This is a genomic window from Phycisphaerales bacterium (assembly GCA_040217175.1).
Lineage (GTDB): Bacteria > Planctomycetota > Phycisphaerae > Phycisphaerales > UBA1924 > JAHCJI01.
The window spans coordinates 1,231,206-1,248,773 of sequence record JAVJNT010000001.1; the positions used below are offsets into that span (position 1 = coordinate 1,231,206).

The 17,568-nt window shown below is 69.1% G+C and carries 13 protein-coding genes and 1 tRNA gene; 7 read left to right on the top strand and 7 right to left on the bottom strand.

Translation table 11 applies throughout. The features are described 5' to 3' along the window. Window positions 1–12 precede the first annotated feature (12 nt). The 4 genes from RIA68_05335 (at window position 13) to RIA68_05350 (ending at window position 6,330) form a co-directional block, all read left to right on the top strand. A complete protein-coding gene (locus tag RIA68_05335) occupies window positions 13–1,251 on the top strand; it encodes a L,D-transpeptidase family protein (protein ID MEQ8316860.1) in 1,239 nt (412 codons plus the stop codon). A gap of 188 nt (window positions 1,252–1,439) precedes the next feature. Next, window positions 1,440–4,163: a DNA gyrase subunit B gene (locus RIA68_05340; protein MEQ8316861.1), complete on the top strand. Its 2,724-nt coding sequence runs from the start codon at window positions 1,440–1,442 to the stop codon at window positions 4,161–4,163. Window positions 4,164–4,277: 114 nt separating this feature from the next. Further along, complete coding sequence (locus RIA68_05345) at window positions 4,278–5,426, top strand: PilZ domain-containing protein (protein ID MEQ8316862.1); 1,149 nt, start codon at window positions 4,278–4,280, stop codon at window positions 5,424–5,426. 37 nt (window positions 5,427–5,463) lie between these two features. Continuing rightward, window positions 5,464–6,330: a fructosamine kinase family protein gene (locus tag RIA68_05350; protein MEQ8316863.1), complete on the top strand. Its 867-nt coding sequence runs from the start codon at window positions 5,464–5,466 to the stop codon at window positions 6,328–6,330. A 51-nt stretch (window positions 6,331–6,381) separates the two neighbouring features. Here RIA68_05350 and RIA68_05355 read toward each other — a convergent pair. Further along, a tRNA-His gene (locus RIA68_05355) sits at window positions 6,382–6,455 on the bottom strand. Between the two features lie 178 nt (window positions 6,456–6,633). On the opposite strand from RIA68_05355, the gene pckA reads away from it, so the two are divergent. Beyond that, complete coding sequence (gene pckA / locus RIA68_05360) at window positions 6,634–8,229, top strand: phosphoenolpyruvate carboxykinase (ATP) (protein ID MEQ8316864.1); 1,596 nt, start codon at window positions 6,634–6,636, stop codon at window positions 8,227–8,229. A 75-nt stretch (window positions 8,230–8,304) separates the two neighbouring features. Here the strand turns inward: pckA and RIA68_05365 are convergent, their stop codons facing one another. The 6 genes from RIA68_05365 to mntR form a co-directional block, all read right to left on the bottom strand. Beyond that, window positions 8,305–10,089, bottom strand: coding sequence for an NAD(P)/FAD-dependent oxidoreductase (locus RIA68_05365; protein ID MEQ8316865.1), 1,785 nt, complete (start codon window positions 10,087–10,089; stop codon window positions 8,305–8,307). A 130-nt stretch (window positions 10,090–10,219) separates the two neighbouring features. Then, entirely contained in the window at window positions 10,220–11,485 is a 1,266-nt protein-coding gene (locus RIA68_05370; GenBank protein ID MEQ8316866.1) for a metal ABC transporter permease, read from the bottom strand. Further along, complete coding sequence (locus RIA68_05375; protein ID MEQ8316867.1) at window positions 11,482–12,810, bottom strand: metal ABC transporter permease; 1,329 nt, start codon at window positions 12,808–12,810, stop codon at window positions 11,482–11,484. The genes RIA68_05370 and RIA68_05375 overlap by 4 nt, the downstream gene beginning before the upstream one ends. Then, the gene (locus tag RIA68_05380; protein MEQ8316868.1) at window positions 12,811–13,653 is read right to left on the bottom strand and encodes a metal ABC transporter ATP-binding protein; all 843 of its coding nucleotides are present in this window, start codon (window positions 13,651–13,653) and stop codon (window positions 12,811–12,813) included. After that, entirely contained in the window at window positions 13,650–14,648 is a 999-nt protein-coding gene (locus tag RIA68_05385; GenBank protein ID MEQ8316869.1) for a zinc ABC transporter substrate-binding protein, read from the bottom strand. Before RIA68_05385 ends, RIA68_05380 begins: the two co-directional genes overlap by 4 nt. 46 nt (window positions 14,649–14,694) lie before the next feature. After that, window positions 14,695–15,165: a manganese-binding transcriptional regulator MntR gene (gene mntR, locus RIA68_05390; GenBank protein MEQ8316870.1), complete on the bottom strand. Its 471-nt coding sequence runs from the start codon at window positions 15,163–15,165 to the stop codon at window positions 14,695–14,697. Between the two features lie 55 nt (window positions 15,166–15,220). On the opposite strand from mntR, the gene RIA68_05395 reads away from it, so the two are divergent. Both RIA68_05395 and RIA68_05400 read left to right on the top strand, forming a co-directional pair. Next, complete coding sequence (locus RIA68_05395; GenBank protein ID MEQ8316871.1) at window positions 15,221–16,219, top strand: diacylglycerol kinase family protein; 999 nt, start codon at window positions 15,221–15,223, stop codon at window positions 16,217–16,219. Window positions 16,220–16,222: 3 nt separating this feature from the next. Then, complete coding sequence (locus RIA68_05400; protein ID MEQ8316872.1) at window positions 16,223–17,326, top strand: hypothetical protein; 1,104 nt, start codon at window positions 16,223–16,225, stop codon at window positions 17,324–17,326. The last annotated feature ends 242 nt before the right edge of the window (window positions 17,327–17,568 follow it).

The following is a 17,568-nucleotide window of genomic DNA, read 5'->3' on the forward strand; positions in this document are numbered from 1 at the left end:
CAGGGAGGTCGCATGTCGCTGCCATCACAGGGCGGGATCGGATTCGGCGGGGCCACGCGCGGACGCTCGCGGCGCGGGCGTGGCGGCGGCGGCCGCAAGCTCATCGCCGCGATTGTCGTCGTCGCCCTCGGCGGCGGGCTCGTGTGGGCCCTCACCTCGGGCCCCAGCGAGGGCGAGGCCGGCGACCCCGCGACGACCGAGGTCGCTCGCGAGCCTGCAAGCCCCGCCAGTCGCACCCCGGCCAGCACCACCCCCGCCGCCCAGCGACGGCAGCCCGACACACGCCTCGTCAGCGCTCCGCCACAGGCCGAAGAGCAAGCGACGACCGAGCCCCGCGGCCGGAGCGTGCAGACGCCCGCACGCGACACCACGCTCGCCGATCGCTCGACGCCCGAGCCTCGCGGCGTGCTGGCAACGCCCGGCCAGGACGGATCCGTCGTTGTCGGCCCAGCGTCCGCTGCGAATCCCAGCGCCGCCGTGTCGACGCTGATCCAGCGGGCCGAAAAGGCGATACGAGAGAACAACCCCATCGCCGCGCGCGAGCACTACAACGCCGCCCTGATGCACGATCGGGCTTCGGCCAGCGATCGCGCCATGATCCGCGAGCAGATGCAGGCCCTCAACGAAGACCTCATCTTCTCCCCGCGCGTGTACCCGGGCGATCCGTTCTCGACGACCTACACGGTCCAGAGCGGCGACGTGCTGTCGCGCATCGCCCACGACCAGGGCGTGGCCACCGAGTGGCTGCTCATCAAGCGTGTCAACCGGTTGAGCAAGGCCGGCAGCATCTTCGAGGGCCAGAAGCTCAAGCTCGTTCGCGGCCCGTTCCACGCCGTGGTCAGCAAGACCGCCTTCCGCATGGACGTCTACATCGGCCCGCCCGAAGACACCGACCAGTGGGTCTACGTCCGCTCGTTCCCGGTCGGCCTGGGCGAGTTCGACGGCACGCCCGTGGGCGCCTTCACCGTGCGTCGCCACAGCAAGCTCATCGACCCCTTCTGGCGCAACCCGCGCACGGGCGAGGAGTTCGCCGCCAGCAACCCCGACAACCCCATCGGCGAGCACTGGATCGGCCTCGAGGGCCTGGGCCAAGCCGAGACCTACAGCGGCTACGGCATCCACGGCACCATCGATCCCGACAGCATCGGCAAGGAGATGTCGATGGGCTGCGTCCGCATGTTGCCCGACGACGTGGCGCTCGTCTACGAGTTGCTCAGCGAACAGCTCAGCCAGATCCACATCGTGGAATGATCAGCCGGATATTGCCGCACACGGCCCGGGCATCAACCCGGGCTTTTTCGTGCCCTCAGGAGGCCTAAATCGGACCCGAAAACTCGGCCGCGAACGCGCTTTGATCCTACAATACCGGTCACCAATTCCGGGGTGATTCCGGGCCCTCCGGACCCCCAGTTACGCCGCCAGCCACGCCGCGAGAACCCATGGCCAAAGACGACGCCACCACGCCCGCCACGACCAGCGCCGACGCACCCAAGAAGGGCAACTACGGAGCCGAGCAGATCAGCGTGCTCGAAGGCCTCGAGGCCGTGCGCAAGCGCCCGGGCATGTACATCGGCGGCACGGGCGTGGGCGCGCTGCACCACCTCGTCTACGAGGTCGTCGACAACTCCATCGACGAGGCCATGGCCGGCCACGCCACCATCGTCCAGGTCACCATCCAGGCCGACGGCTCCATCCGCGTCGTCGACGACGGCCGCGGCATCCCCGTCGACCCCGTAAAGAACGACGACCCCGCCCTCAACGGCAAGAGCGCCGTCGAGGTCGTCATGACCAAGCTGCACGCCGGCGGCAAGTTCGGCCAGGAGGGCAGCGCGTACAAGGTCTCCGGCGGCCTGCACGGCGTGGGCGTGAGCTGCGTCAACGCCCTCTCGAGCATGCTCGAGGTCGAGGTCTATCGCGACGGCCAGGTCCACAGCATGACCTTCTCTCGCGGCCACGTCTCCGAGCCGCTCCGGGTCGTCGGCAAGGTGCCCGAGAGCAGCACCCGAACCACGGGTACGAGCGTCACCTTCGTGCCCGACGCCGAGATCTTCCCGGTCACCGAGTTCAACTACGACACGCTGGCCAACCGCCTCCGCGAGCTCTCGTTCCTCAACCCCGGCGTTGTCATCCGCCTGCGCGACGAGCGCGTCGACGCCGACGGCAAGCCGCGCGACGAGACCTTCAAGGCCGAAGAGGGCCTGCTCGCCTACGTCAATCACCTCATGAGCGGCAAGACCGCCGTGTGCGTGCCCGTGCACATCCGCAAGGACGACGAAGAGCGGTCGATGGTCTGCGAGGTCGCGCTGCAGTACCACGATGGGTACAACGAGACGCTGCTGACCTTCGCCAACAACATCAACAACGTCGACGGCGGCACGCACGGCCAGGGCTTCAAGGTTGCCCTGACCCGGACGATGAACAACTACGCCCGCAAGGTCGGCATCATCCGCGAGAAGGACCCCACCCCCAGCGGCGACGACCTTCGCGAGGGCCTCATCGCCATCGTCTCGGTGAAGCTGCCCGACCCGGCCTTCAACAACCAGCCCAAGGAGAAGCTGCTCAACCCCGAGATCGAGCCCTTCGTCGCCCAGGCCGTCACCGACGCCCTGGGCACCTGGCTCGAGGAGCACCCCACCGAGGCTAAGCGCGTGTGCATGAAGGGCATCATGGCCGCCCAAGCGCGCGAGGCCGCCCGCAAGGCCCGCGAGCTCACCCGCCGCAAGAGCGCTCTCGACTCGGGATCCATGCCCCACAAGCTCAGCGACTGCAAGACCAAGGACGTCGAGCGGAGCGAGCTGTACCTCGTCGAGGGCGACTCGGCCGGCGGCAGCGCCAAGCAGTGCCGAGACGTCGAGACCCAGGCCGTGCTGCCGCTGAAGGGCAAGATCCTCAACGTCGAGAAGGCCCGCATCGACAAGGTGCTGGGGTTCGAAGAAATCCGCACGATGGTTGCCGCCCTCAAATGCGGCATCGGGCCCGACTTCGACCACAGCAAGCTGCGCTACGGCCGCATCGTCATCATGACCGACGCCGACGTCGATGGCAGCCACATCCGCACGCTGCTGCTCACGTTCTTCTTCCGCCAGATGCCCGAGCTCATCCGCCGCGGCCGGATCTTCGTCGCCCAGCCCCCGCTGTACCAGGTCTCGCGCGGCAAGCAGCATCGCTACGTCATCAACGAGCGTGAGCTGAGCAACATGCTCACCGAAGAGGCCATCCAGCACGCCAGCCTGCTCGTGCGTCAGCCGTTCGAGGAAGGCGAGCTCCCGCCCTCGGGCGAGGCGCCGCTGGAGCGTCGAATCGAGGGCGACGACGTGGCAAAGGCCGTCAAGCTGCTCGAGCGCCTCACCGAGCTGAGCATCGTGGCCGAACGCCGCGGCGTCAAGTTCGTCGACCTCATCGCCTCGCGCCACCGCGCCGCCCCGGGCGAGGGCGGCCTGCCGACACATCGGGTCGCCTGGCGCGGCGGGGCCGAGTGGGCCTGGAGCGAGGAAGAAGCCCTCGGCATCGTCGAGAAGAACGACCTGCGTCTGGAAGAGACCGACGAGCCCGAAGCCAGCGAGCCGGCGGAGCAGCCCGAAGGAACGGCTTCGGACAACGGTCATGCGGTCTCGGCCAACGGGAAGGCCGCCGAGCCCGAGAGCCCCATGACGGCCCGGCCGATCGCCACCATCCGCGAACTGCACGAGAACCGCGAGCTCGACGCCATCTTCAACCAACTCGCCGACCTGGGCCTCGACGTCGCCGACTGGGACCTGCGGCAGGAAGAGGCCGTCACGGGAGAGAAGCTGCCCGCCCGCTTCGCTTGGGAGGTCGCCCAGCCCGGCAAGAGCAAGACCGACCAGGACGGCGACGACGCGGGCAAGGACGCCGGCAAGGTCCGCATCGCCGAGGCGGCCAACCTCGCCTCGATCGTGCCGGCGCTGCACGATATCGGACGCAAGGGCATCGAGGTCAAGCGCTTCAAGGGCCTGGGCGAGATGGACGCCGACCAGCTGTGGGAGACCACGATGGACCCCGAGGTCCGCACGCTCATGCGCGTCACGATGGAGCAGGCCGCCAAGGCCGAGACGCTCTTCACCACGCTCATGGGCGAGCAGGTCGAGCCCCGCCGCAAGTTCATCGAGGAACACGCCTTGGAGGCCAAGAACCTCGACGTCTGACGCCCGGGTCCGATAGACGGCTACCAGCCGCGATGCATCAGATCGGACGCAAGCCCCACGACGGATGATCCGATACCTCCCCAGGGCCCTTCCGAGGGCCCGTGGGAGATGCGAATGGGCAGCCGAACGTCTGGGCCGAGTGGCCTTCACAACACGCTCAATCTCTCGGCCGAACAGCTCGGCATGATCATGGACGATCTGGACGCTGCCGGCGAGGGCGGACGCGTGCGTCGCAACCACGCACGCCTGAGTTTCCGCATCCCCGCGATCGAGGTCGAGGTCTACCAGCCCAGCGGCGGCAGCGTGAACTTCTGCGTTGCGTGCCGAAACCTCTCGCGCGGCGGCCTCAGCGTTGTCCACAGCTCGTATATGCACGTTGGCACCCGATGCCGCATCAAGATGACGCACAACACCGATGGCCCCGTCTGGATCAAGGCCACCGTCGTCCAGTGCCGCCACGTCACGGGCCGCGTCCACGACGTGGGACTGAAGTTCGACAAGGAGATCGACGTCAACGACTTCATGGAACTCGACCCGCTGAGCGACAACTTCTCGCTCGAGACGGTCGAGGCGAAGAAGCTCGAAGGACGCGTGTTGCTCGTGACTGCTAGCGACATCGATCGCAAGCTCATCGAGGCGTATCTCTCCGACACGTCGCTGCGCATGATCCACGTCGAGGGCTACGAGGAGATCCTCGGTCAATTCTCCGAGCCCTTCGACGCGGTGCTCTGCGATTTCGACAAGGACGTCGGTGCCGCCAGCGAGGCCGTGCGTGGCCTCCGCTCGGCCGGTCACGGCGTGCCAGTCATCGCGTTTGCCGGAGATATCTCCGACGGAGACAAGGCCTTGATCCGCGAGTCACGCGCGAGTGCGCTGCTGCGGAAGCCCATCGACAAGTCGCTCATCCTCAAGGCCCTGGCCGAGTTCATCCTGCTCGGCCGCGGCGCCGGCGAGAATCTTCCAGCCCCGGCCGCCAAGCAAGAAACCGATCCGTCCCTCAAGGCGCTGGCCGACCTCTTCGCCAAGGACCTGGTGAAGTTCGCCGACGAGATCACCCAAGCGACCCAGTCCGGCGACGAAAAGAACCTTCGCTATATCTGCGCCCGCATCCGCGGCACCGGCCCGCTCCTGGGCCACGGAGCCGTCGCCGACGCGGCCGGCCGCGTGCTGGCGTCGCTCGATGCCGAGGAAGGCTCGATCGAGACCTCGACGGAAGCCATCAATGCGCTGACGAGCATGTGCCGCCTCGTCCGCGCGGCGTGAGACGCGCACCACGCCGCCAGCGCGCCCACAATGATCCGTGACCGCGCTCGCCGACACGCTGTCCAGCGTCCTCAACGCACGAGTCTCCGGCTTGGCCGACCTCCACGGCGGGTGCATCGCGCGCGTCGTCGGCGGCATGGCCGAGGGTCGCGGACCCTTCGTCGCCAAGATCGGTGACGGCTCGAGCGATCTCAGCATCGAAGCGCAGATGCTCGCAGACCTTGGACGTCTCACGACACTCCCCGTTCCCGCGGTCTGGCACGACGAGCCCGGCCTGCTCGTGATGGAGCGGCTCCCGGGAACGACCGGCCCAGGCGAGCACGCCCAGCGCCACCTCGCCGAACTACTCGCCGACCTGCACGGCATCGAGGGCCCGAGCTTCGGCTACGAGCGCCCGACGCTCATCGGTCCGCTCGACCAGCCCAACGAGTCCGACGCGTCGTGGGCACGCTTCTTCGCGCGACACCGCATCCTCGCGTTCGCCGAACTTGCCCGGTCGCGCGGCTCGCTCTCGGCGGCGGGCTTCGACATCGCACGCCGGCTCGCCGATGCGATCGAGGCCAAGCCCCATCGATTCATCGCCTCGAACGAGCCGCCCGTGCTGATCCACGGCGACCTCTGGTCGGGCAACATCCTCAGCGCGTCCGGCCGAGTCACCGGGCTCATCGATCCGGCGATCTACTACGCCGACCGAGAGATCGAATTGGCGTTCATGGGCCTATTCGGCTGCGTCGGGCGGGCGTTCTTCGAGCGATACCACGAGCTGCGGCCCATCGCACCGGGTTTCTTCGAGCGGCGGCAGGGAATGTACCGCATCTATCCTCTGCTCGTACACGCGGCGCTCTTCGGCGCCGGGTACGGCCGGCAGGCGGTCGATGCGATGAACCGCGTCCTGTCGGCATGATCCGACGGACGGCACGCGGACGGCGCGAGGGGCGGCTTCTGGACGGGAAAGGGTGACTGACGGGATTCGAACCCGCGACCCCCAGGACCACAACCTGGTGCTCTAACCAACTGAGCTACAGCCACCATCAAACGGCGGGCGTTCGGGCGTGCCCGGACCGCCGAGCGGTAACGCTAGCACGTTCTGGGCCGGTGGCAAGTGTCTCCGGCGTATGGCCGCGTGGGACGCGGCGACCTACCCTCGCTCTTACCCCGAAAACAGGGCTCGGTTGCGGGGCGCAGGCGAGCCGGAGATGCACTGCCGATGCCAAGCCAGACGCTCGCCACGCTCGACCTTTCCGCCGCTCGCACCCTCCGCAATCTGCCGCCAGCGCGGCTCGTCGAAATGGCCTTGGCCGCCGGCGAGGGACGCCTGGCCGCCGAGGGCGCCCTGGTGTGCCTGACGGGCGATCGCACGGGCCGCAGCCCGACCGACAAGTACCTCGAAGACACCCCCGCCATCCACGACAAGATCGACTGGGGCAAGGTCAACCAGCCCCTCACCCCCGAGCGTTTCGAGCTGGCCGAACGCATCGCCATCGACCACCTCAACGCTCAGGATCGGATCTACTGCTTCGAGGGCTTCGCCGGTGCAGACCCCGCCTACCGGCTGGGCGTCCGCGTCGTCACCGAGCAGGCCTGGCACAACCTCTTCGCCAGCACGCTGTTCATCCGCCAAGGCACGCGGGCGGCCAGCAACTCGACCGACTGGAACCACGACTGGACCATCCTCAACGCCGGCCGGCACAAGCTGACCGCCGAAGAGGCCGAGCAACTCGGCGTCTCGGGACCGATCATCATCGCCCAGTCGCTCGAGCGCAAGACGGTGGTCATCCTGGGCACCGAGTACGCCGGCGAGATCAAGAAGAGCATCTTCTACGCCATGAACTTCGACATGCCCGAGGTGGGCGTGTTCCCGATGCACTGCTCGGCCAACGTCGCCAAGGACGACGCCAGCAACGTTGCGCTCTTCTTCGGCCTGAGCGGCACCGGCAAGACCACGCTGAGCGCCGACCCGGACCGTGCCCTCATCGGCGACGACGAGCACGGCTGGAGCGACAAGGGCGTCTTCAACTTCGAGGGTGGCTGCTACGCCAAGTGCATCAAGCTCAGCCGCGAGAGCGAGCCGCAGATCTGGGACGCCATCAAGTTTGGCAGCGTGCTGGAGAACGTCGTCATCGACGATGACAGCCGCGAGCCCGACTACGACGACGGCTCCATCACCGAGAACACCCGTGTCACCTACCCCGTCGAGTACATCCCCGGCGCCGTCATCCCCTCCATCGGACAACACCCGCGGAACGTCGTGTTCCTCACCGCCGACGCCTTCGGCGTCATGCCGCCCGTCAGCAAGTTGACGCCCGAGCAGGCGATGTACTACTTCATCAACGGCTACACCAGCAAGCTCGCGGGCACCGAGGCCGGCGTGACCGAGCCCATGCCAAACTTCAGCGCGTGCTTCGGAGCTCCCTTCATGCCCCGCCCGCCCGCCGAGTACGCACAGATGCTCGTCGATCGCATCAAGAAGCACGACGCGAACGTCTGGCTGCTCAACACCGGCTGGACCGGCGGCCCCTACGGCGTCGGCAGCAGGTTCAAGCTGGGCTACACCCGAGCGATGGTCTCGGCAATCCTCAACGGCGACCTGGCCAAGGCCAACTACGTCGAGCACGAAATCTTCGGGCTGCACATGCCCACCGTTGTCGAGGGCGTGCCCCAGGAGGTGCTGCACCCCCGCAACACGTGGAAGGACGGCAAGGCCTACGACGAGAAGGCCCGCGACCTCGCGCGCCGCTTCCGCGACAACGATGCGAAGTACGACATGGAGCAGGCCGTCCGCGACAGCGGTCCCAAGGGCTGAGCCTCAGGACACGTCACCATACGAAAAGCCCGGGCGGAAACCCGGGCTTTTCGCTTGCAAGGCTTCAGCGAGCGCCTAGTTGCTCGTCGCCCGAGACGCCTGGTACGCCTCTTCGCCCTCGGCCGTCGTGCGGAGCTGGCGGTTCTTGCCCAGCGACCACTTGGGCTGCGCGCGGTTTGGGTCGTTCTCGCAGATCACCCAGCCGTCGACGACCATCACCTCCATCGCCTGCACGAGCTGACGCATGAGCGATGCGGCCCGATCCCTTGGCTGCGACGATTGGATCTGCTGCTGGAGGTACCCGAAGATCTGGTTCGGGTCGTTGCTCTTGAGCAGCATGCTGACGAGCACGGGGTAGGGCCCGATCTTCGGCAGGGTCTTGCCATTGCGCACGACGCACTGCACCGGTACGACGCGACCGTCGCGATACTCGGCGACTTGCTCGTCCTTGGCCTCACGCAGGTCGAGCGTGAGCTTGTTGTACTTCATGAAGCTCAGCGTTTCCTTCTCGAGGTCGATGTCCTCGTCGCCGAACTTGCCCACGATCTGCTTAGCGGTCGCCAGGTCGAATGAGCCGAGGTTGGCCGAGTCGAGCGTCTGGTTGCTGAAGCCGCCCTGGGCCAGCCAACGCCATGCCTCGGCGGGCGTCAGGTTCAGCCCGGCCTCCTCGGCGATGTTCTGGCAGTGCTCTTGCAGGTCCTTGAAGCATCCATTGGACGCATACCAGAACTGCGCGAAGCGGATGTGCTGGCGGATGTTCTTCCGCGTCTTGTCGTTGTAGCTCTGCCGAACCCAGTCGGCGTCGAGCTCGCCGCGCTCGAGCTCCAGGATCGTATACGCGAGCTCGCGGGCCGAGCCATGGGCCAACGTCATGCCGGCCGCCAGGATCGGGTCGGCAAAGCCGCTCGCCTCGCCGCAGACGTACCAGTTCTCGCCCGTCACGCGGTCGGCCACTTGCGACCAGTCCTTGGTGGCGTGCACCTCGTCGGTCTGCTTGGACTCGCTCATCAGCCCCGCGATTTCGTCCTGTTCTTCCAGCGCCTTCTTGTAGATCTCTTCGGGCGAGAGACCGGTGCTCTTGTAGTACTCGGCCGGGCACACCAGCCCCACGCTCGCGCGGGTCGGGCTCAGCGGGATGAACCAGATCCAGCCGTACGGCAGGCTGCGGACCTGGACGCGCGTACCGCCGACGCCGATCTCGACGGCCCACTGCACGTTGTCCCAGTAGCTCCAGAACGCAACGTTCCGCAGGCTCTTGGGCGCATCGCTCTCCACGCCCATCGCGCGGCGGAGCAGCGCGTGCGTGCCGCTCGCATCGACGTAGTGCTTGGCTCGCACCATCGTGCCGTCGTCGAGCTTCAAGCCCTCGACGCGGTCACCGTCCTTCACGACCTCGCGCACCTGCGTGCCCTGGCGGACCTCGGTCCCGTGCTCCTCCGCATGGTCGAGCAGGATCTTGTCGTAGATCGATCGCTCGACCTGGAACGCCGTACGCTGGCGCTGCCCCTCGAACTTCGCCGGCCGGGGCTCGTCCTTGAACTCTTCGACGGGGTAGAAGTCGAAGTCCCATCGCTCGCCGTCGCGGCCCCAGGTCAGGCTCGCGCCGAGCTTGACGGGGAAGTTGGCCGCCTCGACCTTGTCCCACACGCCCATCTCGTGCAGGATGGGGCTGATGGCCGGAAGCTGGCTCTCGCCCACGTGCTCGCGGGGGAACACTTCCTTCTCGAGCACCAGTACCTTCAGTTCGGGGTTGTACTTGCGCAGCAGCGTCGCCAGCGTGCTGCCCGACGGGCCGCCGCCGATGATGGCAACGTCGCACTCGACCTCTTGCGCACCCGTTCCGTTCGCGTTCGCAACCACCGCCGCCCCCTCTCCCAGGATGATGTCCTTGCCGTCATCATCGACGGCTGGCCATCCTATGTCCGGTCCGTCCTATCGCCAGACGCAACATCGTCCGGATATCTCTCGATTCGATCACTGGGGCGACCCCTCATGCGGGCGGTATGGGCCGGCCGTGCGGGTCCGAGCCGTCCGCGTCGGGCGGCATCGCGCTCGGCAGGTGCTCGAGCTGCTCGGCCGTCACGTGCACGTGGTCGGCGGCCAGCCCCGCACGCTCCACGAGGTACGACTCCCACAGCCGGTGGCGACGCACCAGCGCGGCCGCCTCGGCCCGGCCGTCGTCGGTGAGGGCGAGCTCGTCGCGGCGAACGAATCCACGGCCGCGTGCTCGCCGCACGACGCGCTCGTCGATCGTCCGCGGCAGCACGCCCCGCTCTTCCTGCCGATACAAGCTCCCCAGCAGGTCCTCGAGCGCAACGGTGCGCCGCAGCCGCGCCCGCCGGACCGCCGTCGCCAGCACGCCGTACCGCGGCCCGAGCAGTGCCGCCAGCACGAGCAGGCCCGCCAGCGCCAGGGTGATCGATCCCGCCGCATTCACCTCGCGCTTGCCCGCCAGCAATGGCACGCCGATCGACCCCGCGTACCCTACCACCGCCGCCCCGATCGCCACCACCACGCTCACCAGGATCTGCGGCAGCAGCCGATCGGTGAGCAATCGGGCCGTAGCCGCCGGCACGATGAGCATCGCGATCACCAGGATCGAGCCCACCGCCTCGAACGACGCCACGGTCGCACCCGCGACGAACACCATCAGGACGTAGTGCAGCACCGACGCGTTGAAGCCCTGGGCCGTCGCCATCGCCGGATCGAACGCCGCCAGCCTCAGCTCCTTGTACAGAAACACGACGAGCACAATGGTCAACCCCACCGTCAGCGCCAGCGTCCACACCTGCGGCGGCGTGGCGGCCAGCGTCGCAACATCGAACACGCCCACCCACGACGCCGGTGCGTCGGTCGTCCACGCCAGCGACTCGAGCTGGCCGTGCAGCACGCACGAGGCATCGAGATCCGTATTCCGCGCCGCCCGCTCGATGAGCAGCACCCCGAACGCGAACATCACGCTGAAGACCACGCCCATCGCCGCGCCGGGCTCGACGCGGCCCAGCCGCTTGATGAGCTCGACCAGCACCACCGTGGCCACGCCCGCCAGCGTCGCGCCGATGAACATGACCGGGGCCGTGCGCACGCCGGTGATCATGAACGCGATGACGAGCCCCGGCAGCACGCTGTGGCTCATCGCGTCGCCCATCAGGCTCAGTCGGCGCAGCACCAGGAAGTTGCCCAGCAGGCCGCAGCTGAGCGCCGCCAGCACGGCGGCCGCGAGCGGGAACAGGTCGAGCGCGGGCGACAGCGTCATGCCGGCGTTCCCGCCGCCCGGGCGATCGCCGCCTCGAGTTCGGCTACGAGTTCCGGGCTTAGCACGTGCTCGACCATGTCGGCCGACCAGTCGACGTGCCCCGGCGCGACGTCGGCGTAGGCCTGCAGGTACTGCTCCCACAGGCGGTGGTTCCGGGCGATACGGGCGCCGCGCTCCACGCCGCTGGGCGTGAGCTCGTACCCGCCCTCGACCCGGCTCACGAAGCCGCGACGCCGCAGACCCGCCAGCACCATCGGCCCCAGCCATACCGGCCAGCCCCACAGCCTCTCCATCGCCCGCACCGTGCGCGCCGGCACGACCGTCTCGTGGCGGCGGGTCACCACGTGCTCGTACGCCGCCTCCAGCATGTGCTCGCCGGCGATGCGGAGCCGCTGGAGCGCCCGCCGCCCGCCCACCGCGACGACCCCGTGGCGTGGTGCCGCCAGCAGGCTGACGACGAAAACGGCCCCGCCGCACAGCACGATGACCGAACCCGCCGGCGTGCGCGGCAGCAGGGCGCTCGCCGCCGCGCCGACAAACCCGCTGAGGGCGCCGAGCCCGCCAGCGAAGACGACGAGCAGCGGCAGCCGGTCCGTCCACAGCCGCGCCGCCACGGGCGGGATGATCAAGAGCGCGATCACGAGTATCAGCCCGACCGCCTGCAGCCCCGCGACCGTCACCAGCACCACCAGCGCCAGCATCACGCCATCGAGCACGCCGACCGGATAGCCCGCGACGCGCGCAAACTCGTCGTTGAAGCTCGTGAGCGCCAGCTCCTTGAACAAGATGAGCATGGCGAGGATCGCGCCGAGCGCGATGCCGCCCATCAGCATCGCGTCTCCTGCGCGCATGGCGGCGGTTTGGCCGTAGATGAAGTGGTGCAGCCCCGCCGGCGACGCACCCACGTTCTCGGGCCGCTGCACGTAGCTGAGCAGCACCACGCCCAACCCGAAGAACACGCCCAGCACGATGCCGATGGCCGCATCCTCGCGCAATCGCGTGAACCTCAGGATCGCGAAGATGCACAGCACCGAGAGCGCGCCCGACGCCGCCGCCCCGAGCAGCAGCACCGGCAGCGATCGCCCCGATCCCCCCAGAGCCACGGCGACCAGGAAGGCGATCACGATGCCCGGCAGCGTCGCGTGCCCGATGGCGTCGGCCACCAGCGACCGCTTGCGCAGCAGCGCAAACACCCCGACGACGCCCGCCGAGAGCCCCAGCATCGCCGACCCCGCCAGCACGGCGTTCGTGTTGTACCCCGCCTGGAAGGTCAGGACCTCCACGACCTGACCCACCGAGAGCGACTCGGGACGCGCCAGGGCCACCTACCGCACCCTCATGCCCGAGCGGGCCACGGCCTCGGCCGCCTCGCTCAGCAGCGTGAGCTTGCCGCCGTAGGTCTTCTGGAGGTTGTCCTCGGTGAAAACCTCGTCAACCGGCCCGGACGCCACGACGCGCATGTTCAGCAGCATGGCGTGGTCGAAGTACTGCGGCACGGTCTGCAGGTCGTGGTGCACGACGATCGCCGTCTTGCCCGCGTCGCGCAGCTCGCGCAGCAGGGCCACGATCGCCCGCTCCGTCGCGGCATCGACGCCCGCGAACGGCTCGTCCATGACGTACAGGTCGCCCTCCTGCGCCAGCGCCCGGGCCAGGAATACCCGCTGCTGTTGACCGCCCGAGAGCTGGCTGATCTGCCGGTGGGCCAGGTCCGCCAGGCCGACGCGATCGAGGCACTCGAGCGCCGCGCGTTTGTGCGCCCTGCCGACCGGGCGCAACCAGCCGACCCGCCGGTACCGCCCCATGCATACGACGTCGAGCGCGCTGACCGGGAACGACCAGTCGACGCTCTCGCGCTGGGGCACGTAGGCCACGCGGTCGCGCACGCGCTTGTAGGGCTCGCCCCAGAACTCGACCAGCCCGCTGGCCCGCGGCACCAGGCCCAGCGCCGCCTTGATGAGCGTGCTCTTGCCCGCACCGTTCGGACCGACGATGGCGACGAGCGCGTTGGCCGGCGCGTCGTAGTCCACGTCCCACAGCACGGGCTTACGCTGGTAGGCCACCGTCATCGCGTGGATCGAGAGCGGGCTATCGGCCGAGTGCTCGGGCAGCGCCGCCAGGGTCTGCTCCCGGCGCGTGTGAACCACGCTGTGGCTGCCCTGGGCGGTCACGGCGTGAGCTTTCCCTGCATGCCGTCCTCGGGCGCCTCGCCGCCCAGCGCGCGGGCGATGGTCGTCGCGTTGTGGTCGATCATGCCCACGTACGTGCCCTCGTAGGTGCCGCCGGGTCCCATGGCATCGCTGAAGAGCTCGCCGCCGATGGTCACCGTGTGCCCGCGGGCTTCCGCCCCGGCGATGAGCGCCTTGACATTGCGCTCCGAGACGGTCGACTCGACGAACACCGCCGCGATCCGGCGATCGACCAGCAGGTCCACCAGCCGCTCGATGTCGCGCACGCCCGCCTCGCTCTCGGTGCTCAGCCCCTGGATGCCCAGCACCTCGTAGCCGTACCGCCGACCGAAATAGCCGAAGGCATCGTGGGCCGACACGAGCACGCGCTGGCCCTCGGGCACGCTCTGCAGCACCCGCTGGCAGTACGCGTCGAGCTGGGCGATCTCCTCGAGCAGCGCCTCGGCGTTGCCGGCGTACGCCGATTCACCGTCCGGGTCGCGCTCGATGAGCCGATCGCGCACGACCTCAACGGCCTTCGCCCAGGCCGTCGGGTCCATCCAGACGTGCGGGTCGTCCTTGCCCTCCATGTCCTCGGGCTGGACGAGGTACTGCGGATCGATCAGCTCGGTCACGGCGAACACGCCGCGGTCGGCCGACGCCGCGCGCACCAGCGCATCGGTCATGCGGCCCTCGAGCAGCAGCCCGTTGTAGAAGACCACGTCGGCGGCCATGAGGGCGGCCATGTCGTCGCGCGTGGGCTGGTACAGGTGTGGATCGATGCCCGCGCCCATGAGCACGTCGACCTCGCCCCGCTCGCCGGCGACCCGGGCAACGACGTCGCCGATCATGCCGGTCGTCGCGACGATGGCGAACGGCCCCTCGTCCGCTCGCGTGCCGGGCGCGGGGGCTTCCCGGCCGCAGGACGCGAACAGGCCAAGGACGATCACGACGAATACCAAGACGAAGCCGGAGCCGGAGCCGAATCCACGGGTCATTGGCGCCTCCAGGGACGGGCGTGCGAGGCCCAGAGTGTAGCCATGGCTACGGATCGCCGCCACCCGGCCCGGCCCGGCCCCCGTCGGAGCCCTCGGCGATCGCCTTAAACCTGGCCAGCGTCGCCTTGCTGACGTGGTGCTCGAGCCCCTCGCTGTCCACGGCGGCGACCTTCTCGGGCACGCCGATGGCAAGCAGGAAGCGGTAGACCACCTCGTGCCGCTCGCGGCAGGCCCGGGCGAGCCGCTTGCCCTTCGCCGTCAGCTCGATGGGCCTGTAGGGCTCGGTGCTCACCAGGCCGCCCTCTTCGAGGCGTCCGATCGTTCGCACGACCGTCACGTGGCTCACGCCGAACCGAGCGGCCAGGTGCTTCACGCGGCACGTGCCGTCCCGCTCGATCACCTCGGCGATGGCCTCGACGTAGTCCTCGGCGGTCTCGCTGGCGTGGTCGTCGCGCGTGCGCTGGTGTCCGCGGCGGGGCTGGACGGGGCTGGCTCGCTGCTTCTTGGGGTTGGCCACGGGGCAACGTAGGCCCGCGGGTCCGCGCCCGGGCGTTGCCGCTACGCTTGCCGCGATGCCAGAGCCACGCCGCGTCGGCCTCGTGCACAACCGCTTCTCGGGCAAGGGCCGGGGCCCGGACTTCGTCTCGCGGCTGCGATCGCGGGCCGAGCCGCTGGCGTGGCTCGACCTCGTCGATCTGCCGCTCGACCTCGCGCTCTCCGAGGGCGCCCTGGATGCCCTGGACGCGGTCGTCATCGTCGGCGGCGACGGCACCGTGCACCACGCCCTGGCATCGATGACGGCGGCCAAGGCCGGCCACGGCGTGCCCACGCTCATCGCGCCGCTGGGCACCGAGAACGTCGTGGCGAAGGAACTGGGCCTGACGTCCCGTGTGCCGAGCGTGCTCGCGTCGCTCCGGGCGTTCGGCGACGGGGCCGCACCCGTCCGCAGCGACCTGGGCCTGGTGCACCATCCGGACGGACGGCCCGGCACGCCCTTCGCGCTCATGCTCACCACCGGCCCGGACGCGGCCGTGCTCCACCGCGTCGCCCGCCAGCGCGAGGGCACGACGAGCAAGCTCGACTACGTCGTGCCCACGATCACGCGCGCGCTCCGGCCCAGGGTCGGCCGGCTGAGCGTCACGGTCGATGGGCAGCAGCTCGCCAGCGATCGCCGGGGCTGCCTCATCGTCGCCGTCGGCCCGCGATACCCGCTCAAGCTCGACCTCGCCCGCAACGCCAGCCGCACCGACGGCCTGCTCGACGCGATGTTCCTGCCCGCCAGCACGACGGCGAGCCTCGTCGGCTGGGCCGCCATGGCTCGCCTCGGCCTGCACGTCCGCCACCCGCAGGCCCGCTACGCCCAGGGCAGGCGCATCGAGCTCACCATGCACGACCACGATCCCGAGGCCGAGATGATGGAGGCCCTCCAGATCGACGGCGAGATCGAGCGCGTGGCGTGCGACGCGGAAGGCACGATGGTGATCGAGACGATGCCCAGCGCGCTGCCGCTGATCCTGCCGGCGATTCAGGAGCCACGGGCCAGGGCGAAGCCCGCGATGGCGGGCGGGTAGGCGATGACGCTGGCGGGTGTCATCGGGATCGGGATCGCGGCGGTCGGCCTGATGATGGTCGTGTTTGGCCTGCTGCTCTTTCGCGGACGCAGGCCCGCCGAGGCGGTACCACGCCAGCGCCGGCCGATCTGGCTCGCGATCGTGCTCGCCGGGGTGCTGGTCATGCTCGAGCCCCTGGCGTTGGGCAACGCGCGGCTGGTCTACGGCGCTCTGCCCGATTCGACCATCGCCCACCTGCACGCGCGGTGGAGCGACCCCCACGCCCGCGACATCGTGAATCGCCGCATCGGCGTCGTCGTGCCGCGCGACGACCCATTCCACGACGCCCTCCTTCCCGTGCTGGCCCGGGGCGCCATCGCCCGGATCGAGCGGGCGAACGATCGGCATCCCGGCGACGCCGATCGCATCGACAACCTCGACCTCATCATCTTGCGGCACTACGACAACGCCCCACCGCCGCCGGACTTCACCGCGCGCGTCGCCGCGGCGATGCCGCCGCTCTTTGGCATCGACGGGCCGGCAATGCGCGATCGCGTCGCGTGGCTGGCCTTCGACCGCCACGACCCCGCCTCGACGCTGCCCCCTGTGCTGGCCCTCACACTGGCCGCCAGCGACGACCCCGATACGAACGTGCGCCTCACGGCGACGGGCGCCCTGTGGTGGCACGTGCTGATGGGCCAGGAGGCGGCCGCCGAGCCCTTCGTGGCCATGCTGGCCGACGACAACGAGGCCGTCCGGGCCGAGGCCGCGCAGCTGCTGCTCGACCGGGCAATACGCCGACCCGTGCCTCCCAGCATGACCATGCCGCTTGGCGCCCTGCGACCCGGGGACGAGCTGGTCGAGCGGGCCCGGGCCATGGGCCTGCTCGCGACGCTGGGGTCGACGCCGCAGAGCGAGGCCTTCGTGGACGCCCTCGTCCGATTGCTGCGCGAGGGCGCCGACCCCATCCGATGGGACGCGCTGACGCTGGTGGGCAACGTGCCCGAGCTCGCCGGCACCCTCCGGCTGGACACGGACGCAACCGACGGCCGGCCGCTGGCCGAGTGGCTCGACGACCAGCGCGGCCGACCGATCGAGAGCGTGCTCGAGGAGCTGGGGTTCGACTGATCGACCCCCGAACAAAGCCCTCGACACCCAAACAAACGCCACGATGGCCTAAACATTGTCTGTGACGCGACTTACGCGTCCAACGCGTCCGTATAATCCTTGTTCGAAATCATTTCGAAGGCCTCCGAAATGATTTCGGAGGCCTTCTGATCGATCTCGCGGGCGTTCGAAACTCCCCGGAAGCCGATCGAATCCGTCTGGGGAGCCTCCGAAGTTCCTTCGCGGGCCTTCGATGCCGTGTG

Coding starts and splice junctions, on each gene's coding strand:
- pckA (MEQ8316864.1), top strand. CDS start 6,634: ATGCCAAGCCAGACGCTCGCCACGCTCGACCTTTCCGCCGCTCGCACC.
- RIA68_05385 (MEQ8316869.1), bottom strand. CDS start 14,648: ATGACCCGTGGATTCGGCTCCGGCTCCGGCTTCGTCTTGGTATTCGTC.
- RIA68_05340 (MEQ8316861.1), top strand. CDS start 1,440: ATGGCCAAAGACGACGCCACCACGCCCGCCACGACCAGCGCCGACGCA.
- RIA68_05345 (MEQ8316862.1), top strand. CDS start 4,278: ATGGGCAGCCGAACGTCTGGGCCGAGTGGCCTTCACAACACGCTCAAT.
- RIA68_05400 (MEQ8316872.1), top strand. CDS start 16,223: ATGACGCTGGCGGGTGTCATCGGGATCGGGATCGCGGCGGTCGGCCTG.
- RIA68_05335 (MEQ8316860.1), top strand. CDS start 13: ATGTCGCTGCCATCACAGGGCGGGATCGGATTCGGCGGGGCCACGCGC.
- RIA68_05370 (MEQ8316866.1), bottom strand. CDS start 11,485: ATGACGCTGTCGCCCGCGCTCGACCTGTTCCCGCTCGCGGCCGCCGTG.
- RIA68_05395 (MEQ8316871.1), top strand. CDS start 15,221: ATGCCAGAGCCACGCCGCGTCGGCCTCGTGCACAACCGCTTCTCGGGC.